Source organism: Burkholderia sp. E168m23 (assembly GCF_016586125.1).
GTDB classification, from domain to species: domain Bacteria; phylum Pseudomonadota; class Gammaproteobacteria; order Burkholderiales; family Burkholderiaceae; genus Burkholderia; species Burkholderia orbicola.
This window is the reverse complement of the sequence record NZ_BCPP01000439.1, coordinates 1-5,714: the sequence shown is the minus strand read 5'-3', so window position 1 is coordinate 5,714 and position 5,714 is coordinate 1. Positions and strand designations below refer to the sequence as shown.

General features: G+C 63.7%; 6 protein-coding genes. All 6 read right to left on the bottom strand.

Annotated features, from left to right (window positions below):
• Positions 1–776: 776 nt before the first annotated feature.
• The gene (locus JMF90_RS21410) at positions 777–1,817 is read right to left on the bottom strand and encodes a GlxA family transcriptional regulator (RefSeq protein WP_011544983.1); all 1,041 of its coding nucleotides are present in this window, start codon (positions 1,815–1,817) and stop codon (positions 777–779) included.
• Positions 1,818–1,839: 22 nt separating this feature from the next.
• Positions 1,840–2,640 carry an ABC transporter ATP-binding protein gene (locus JMF90_RS21405; RefSeq protein ID WP_006488736.1) on the bottom strand — a complete coding sequence of 267 codons (801 nt, stop codon included), beginning with the start codon at positions 2,638–2,640 and terminating at the stop codon, positions 1,840–1,842.
• A 20-nt stretch (positions 2,641–2,660) separates the two neighbouring features.
• Positions 2,661–3,374 carry an ABC transporter permease gene (locus JMF90_RS21400; RefSeq protein ID WP_006476443.1) on the bottom strand — a complete coding sequence of 238 codons (714 nt, stop codon included), beginning with the start codon at positions 3,372–3,374 and terminating at the stop codon, positions 2,661–2,663.
• Positions 3,371–4,060 carry an ABC transporter permease gene (locus tag JMF90_RS21395; RefSeq protein WP_011544981.1) on the bottom strand — a complete coding sequence of 230 codons (690 nt, stop codon included), beginning with the start codon at positions 4,058–4,060 and terminating at the stop codon, positions 3,371–3,373. The genes JMF90_RS21400 and JMF90_RS21395 overlap by 4 nt, the downstream gene beginning before the upstream one ends.
• A gap of 363 nt (positions 4,061–4,423) precedes the next feature.
• The gene (locus tag JMF90_RS21390; RefSeq protein WP_006488732.1) at positions 4,424–4,978 is read right to left on the bottom strand and encodes a hypothetical protein; all 555 of its coding nucleotides are present in this window, start codon (positions 4,976–4,978) and stop codon (positions 4,424–4,426) included.
• Positions 4,979–5,066: 88 nt separating this feature from the next.
• On the bottom strand, positions 5,067–5,714 hold a 648-nt coding region (locus tag JMF90_RS21385), incomplete at its 5' end, for a lysylphosphatidylglycerol synthase domain-containing protein (RefSeq protein ID WP_201325404.1).

Genomic DNA, 5,714 nt, shown 5'->3' with positions numbered 1-5,714 from the left:
CCCCCGGGGCAGCGGTCACTTTTCTTTGTCTTGCCAAAGAAAAGTAACCAAAAGAAAGGCGCTCGGATATCGCATGACCTCCCGGTGCCATCGCCAACAAAGTGGTCCGCACAAAAGTGTCCGCGCCAGTCAGGAATCCGGAGTGGTTCGAGCAATGGTTCTGACACCACTGCCTACACAACAGAGCGGTATACCGCCCCCTAGCTCCGTCCTCGCTTCGCTCGGCCGACAGGTCCATCCCCACCCAACCGCTATCACCAGCCCCCTCACAAGGAACCAACTTTCGATAAGCAGGAAATTCACCACTCGCAAGAAAAATGGGGCGGCAAGCACATCGATGTCAGTCACGAAAATACCGACCATCGAATCGGATCACACACATGCTGGGAGCAGAAAAAAAAGCCTGGCATTCGACAGTTTGTGCAGAGAAGCACGAACGCGATCGCATACCCCCTGAAGTACCTTGCAGCCGAGCGCAGCGAGGATGGAGCTAGCGGACGGTATACCACTCCGCGGTGTAGCGAGTGGTGTCAGAACCATTGCTCGAACCACTCCGGATTCCTGACTGGCGCGGACACTTTTGTGCGGACCACTCGGGGCGCCATGGCACCGGTAAGTCATGCGATATCCGAGCGCCTTTCTTTTGGTTACTTTTCTTTGGCAAGACAAAGAAAAGTAACCGCTGCCCCGCGCAGGGGCGACGTTAATAGACCGACACGATCACAGGCACTTCACGCCAACCGCGAGCAAACCACCAAACAAACCAAACCCAAACCTCAATCTTTCCCGCGCTCGACGAGCGCCCCACCCCGAGGCTCACTGCCCCCGCCAGTCTGCTTCTCGAGCCACGCCCGTCGATCCTCCCGAGGCGTAACCCCAAACCTTTCGCGGTAAGCGTTGGAGAAGTGCGCAGCAGAAGAAAACCCACAAGCGAGAGAAACCTGAACGACGGACTTACTAGTCCGCTGCAACTGCGTGCGAGCCTTGAGCAACCGAAGATTGAGGTAATACTTGGAGGGCATCGCCCCGAGATACTGCCGAAAGAGCCGCTCCAACTGTCGGCGCGACACGCCGACCAACCCGGCGATCTCATCGGTAGTAAGCGGATCCTCGACATTGGCTTCCATCAAGAGCAACGCGTCATTCAACCGAGGATGCCGCTCCCCCGGAGCAGTAACAAAGGGAATCCTCTGCCGCTCCTCGCCGCTACGCAGCGTGCCGGCTCCCAGCGCATCGGCAATCCGCTCCGCGAGATCCGCCCCATGTTCCCGGCCAATCATGGCCAGCATGAAATCGACGGTCGCCTGCCCACCGGCACAGGTCGCCCGATCGCGATCGATCTCGAAGATCTGCTGCGTGACGATCGACCGCTCGAACTGCTCGGCGAACTGCTGATACGTCTCCCAGTTCACGCTCACGCGATACCCGGAAAGCTGCCCCGCCATCGCCAACCACCACACGCCGTGATGAATACCCGTCACGACCGGCGTGCGCTGCCCGACCCGCGCGAGACTCGCGAGAAACAACCGGTAATCGGCAAACTGCTGAAACCGCTCGGACACGACGATCAACCAGTCGCACGCGATCGCATCGTTGAACGCCGCATCGGCATGCCACTGCGCACCGCCCGCGAGCGGCACCGGCCGCCCATCCCACGAACACACCTGCCAGCGGTACAGGAGCCGCCCGTCGATCTCGTTCGCGAGATTCAGCGCATCGACGATCGGACCCACGCCCGACATCGACACGGGCGGCAATGCAACGATCGCCACCTGCGTCGTGCGGGTGGCGCCTGCGGGACGAGACACCGGTACCACGGTTGAAACCTGCCCTGTCGCGTTACTTGAGGCTGCCCGACAGGAACTGCTTGAGCCGCTCGCTCTGCGGGCGCACCAGCACTTCCTTCGGATCGCCCTCTTCCTCGGTCCGCCCCTGATGCAGGAACATCACGTGGTTCGACACGTTGCGCGCGAAGCCCATCTCGTGCGTGACGACGATCATCGTACGGCCTTCCTCGGCCAGCTTCTGCATCACCTTCAGCACTTCACCGACGAGTTCCGGGTCGAGCGCGGAGGTCGGCTCGTCGAACAGCATCACGTCCGGATGCATCGCCAGCGCCCGCGCGATCGCCACGCGCTGCTGCTGGCCGCCCGACAGATGCGACGGATACTGCTTCTCGACGCGCGGCGGCAAACCGACCTTCTCGAGATACTCGCGTGCACGCTCCTCGGCTTCCTTCTTCGAAATGCCGAGCACGTGCACGGGCGCTTCCATCACGTTCTCGAGCACGTTCATGTGCGCCCACAGGTTGAAGTGCTGGAACACCATCGCAAGCTTCGTGCGAATGCGCTGCAACTGCTTGTGATCGGCGACTTCGAGCGCGCCGGCGCGATCGGTCTTGGTGCGCACGGCCTCGCCGTCGACGACGATCTGCCCCGCATTCGGCCGCTCGAGAAAATTGATGCAGCGCAGGAACGTGCTCTTGCCCGAGCCGCTCGCGCCGATGATGCTGATGACGTCACCGGCCTTCGCGTTCAGCGACACGCCCTTGAGCACCTCGTTGTCGCCATAGCGCTTGTGGATGTCGACCGCGGCCAGCTTGACGGAAGCGGACGCGCTCGTTTGGGTGATCTCGGCCAACTGGCTCTCCTCGAAGTAATTCAATGACGGGCGGCCGCGAGATACGCGAGCCAGTGGCGCTCCGCGCGGCGAAACGCCGCGACGAGTGCGAACGATACCGCAAGATAGATCAGCGCGGCGATTCCGAACGACTGGAACGCCATGTAGGTCGCGGAATTGGCGTCGCGCGCGACCTTCAGGATGTCCGGCACGGTCGCGGTGAATGCAACGGTCGTCGCGTGCAGCATCAGGATCACTTCGTTGCTGTACAGCGGCAGCGCGCGACGCAGCGCCGACGGCAGGATCACGCGGCGGTACATCGTGAACGGCGACATCCCGTACGCGCGCGCCGCCTCGACCTCGCCGTGCGGAATCGCGCGGATCGCACCGGCGAAGATCTCGGTGGTGTACGCGCAGGTGTTCAGCGCGAACGCGAGGATCGCGCAGTTGAAACCGCTGCGGAAAAATGCGTCGAGCAGCGAGTGCGAGCGCACGAACTCGAGGCTGTACATGCCCGTGTACATCAGCAGCAACTGCACGTAGAGCGGCGTGCCGCGGAACACGTACGTGTAGAACCGCACGGGCATCGACACCCACTTGTTCCTCGACACGCGCGCGACCGCGAGCGGCACCGCGCACACGAAGCCGAGCGAAATCGATGCGACGAGCAGCCACAGCGTCACCGCGAGGCCGGACAGGCGCTGGCCGTCCCAGAAAAGGAACGCCTTGCCGAATTCCTGGAGGATCTCGATCATAGTTCTGCGTGCCGCACGCCCATGGAATAACGCTTCTCGAGCTGGATCAGCACGAGGTTGGAGACGGTCGTGATCGCGAGATAGATCAGCGCCGCGACGAGGATGAAGAAGAACATGTTGAACGTGCTCTTGCCGGCGTCCTGCGCGGCCTTCACGACGTCCGCGAGACCGATGATCGACACCAGCGCGGTCGCCTTCACGAGCACCTGCCAGTTGTTGCCGATGCCCGGCAGTGCGAAACGCATCATCTGCGGAAACATGATCCGCACGAACACGCGCGCACCGCTCATCCCGTAAGCCGAACCGGCTTCGAGCTGGCCGCGCGGCACCGACAGGAACGCGCCACGAAACGTCTCGGTGAAGTACGCGCCGTAGATGAAGCCGAGCGTCAGCACGCCGGCCACGAACGGATCGATGTCGATCTGGTTCCAGCCGACGAGGTCGGTGAACTGGTTCAGCCAGATCTGGATGCTGTAGAACAGCAGCAGCATCAGCACGAGATCGGGCACCGAGCGGATCAGCGTCGTATAACCGGTCGCGATCGCTCGCAGCACCCGGTTGTGCGACAGCTTCGCCACCGCGCCGATCAGCCCCAGCGCCACCGCAGTGGCGAGCGACAGCACCGACAGCTCGATGGTCTGCACGGTGCCGGCCCAGAGGACGGGACCAAAGCCGTAAAGGAACACGCGCGTCTCCAGAGTTGAATGAATGCCGACGCGACAGCCTGTCCCGCGCCGGGGTGACGCGGATAGTCGCAAGCGAAATTGATTGCCTCAAATCACCGTGCGCGCGATTGCTGCGTCGCAACAATTCGTCCCACCATTTCTGCGCACGGCCTACACCGCTGTTTCAAAAGGAAAAAACCCGCTTCCTGACAGTCGGATGACGCGCCGGGAAGCGGGTTTTTTGCAATTTTCCGGTCGCTTTTTCGATATAGCGCCGGGCTGGCCGTCCGGCCGAATGGGCAGGTCCAGGCCCACGCCACACAATCGCTCGCTCATGCCCGCGACGCGCTGCGCGACTGGCTGAAGAAACGCCGCGCGTGAACGTCAGCGCCCTTTCAGGATGTCGGAGCGCGAGGTCGTATAAACGAGCCCGTCCGGGCCGAAATGGACGTTGAAGAACGCGTCAGTGTTGACGCCGTCCTCGAGCCAGCGCCAGCTCCAGACCGTCTCGGGCTTCAGCGGATATTGCGCAATGTCGCCGGGCTTGCCGAGCAGCCGCCGCACCTCGTCCTCGTCCATCCCCGGGCGCACTTTCGCGAAATTCTCGGCGGTCAGCACCTGCGTCGCGCCCGTGTAGCGCCCGTTCGCATCGAGATCGACGAACCACGTCTGGTTGCCCATCGGGCCGCGCGGATACTCGAGACGCTTCGAGCCGTCGGTGAACGTGCGCTCGGTCTCGGGCTTGCCCATCGTGCCGCGCACGTCGGCCTCGGTCGATTCGCCGACCTTCAGCCCTTTCAGCAACAGCGGCGCGGGCTTGATCGCGTTGAAGAAGTCCCTGATACGTTGCACGTCGAGATGGCCTTGGTCGTCGCAACCGGTCAGCGCCAGCGCAGCGGCCAGCATCGTCACGGAAAGCAGCCGGAAACGAAAAATCATCGGAAGAGTTGCGCGTCGAGAAAACACGCGGCAAGGATACCCGCGCGACGCCAAAAGCGCGAGACGGGCCGTGCAGCCCGTCCCGTGTTCAATGCGTCGTTTCGGTTTCGGTCCGGGTTTCGGACGCCCGGTTCGCCGGCGGCGCCGTACGCGGCCCGGCCAGCGGCGCGCCCAGCCGGCCGCGCGTGCGCACCAGTTCGGCAAGCTGCCACGAGCCGAGCGCGAGGCAGCCGAACAGCACCTCGCGCCCACGCTTGACCACCGCGAGCGACAGCGCCGTCTCGCGGTCGACGCCGAACATCTGCGCGAGCAGCACGACGGTCGCCTCCTGCACGCCGAGCCCGCCCGGCACCATGAACGCCGCATGCCGCACCGCCTGCGTCATCGCCTCGATCGCGATCGCGCCGCCGATCGACACCGGATGGCCGAGCAGCGCGAGCGCCCAGTAGATCTCGAGCGCGCCGAGCACGTAGCCGGCCAGTTGCCAGAAAAAGGCGCTGAACAGCAGGCCCGTGCGCGACATCAGCGAATCGATGTCGGCGTCGAGCCGGCGGCCGTCGACGCCCTGCAGCAGCCGGTGCGAATCGCCGAGCAGGCGGCCCGCGAAACGCTCGATCGCATGGAAGATGCCGCCGCGCCGCATCAGCACCACGCCGAGCACCGGCAACGGCAGCGTCAGCAGCAGCGCGAGGGCGATCGTGCCGCCGCCCATGTTGTCGGTCGTCGCGAGCAGCAG

Bases quoted from the DNA above. Each gene is read 5' to 3' on its own strand.
- JMF90_RS21400 (WP_006476443.1), bottom strand. From the start codon at position 3,374: ATGATCGAGATCCTCCAGGAATTCGGCAAGGCGTTCCTTTTCTGGGAC.
- JMF90_RS21390 (WP_006488732.1), bottom strand. From the start codon at position 4,978: ATGATTTTTCGTTTCCGGCTGCTTTCCGTGACGATGCTGGCCGCTGCG.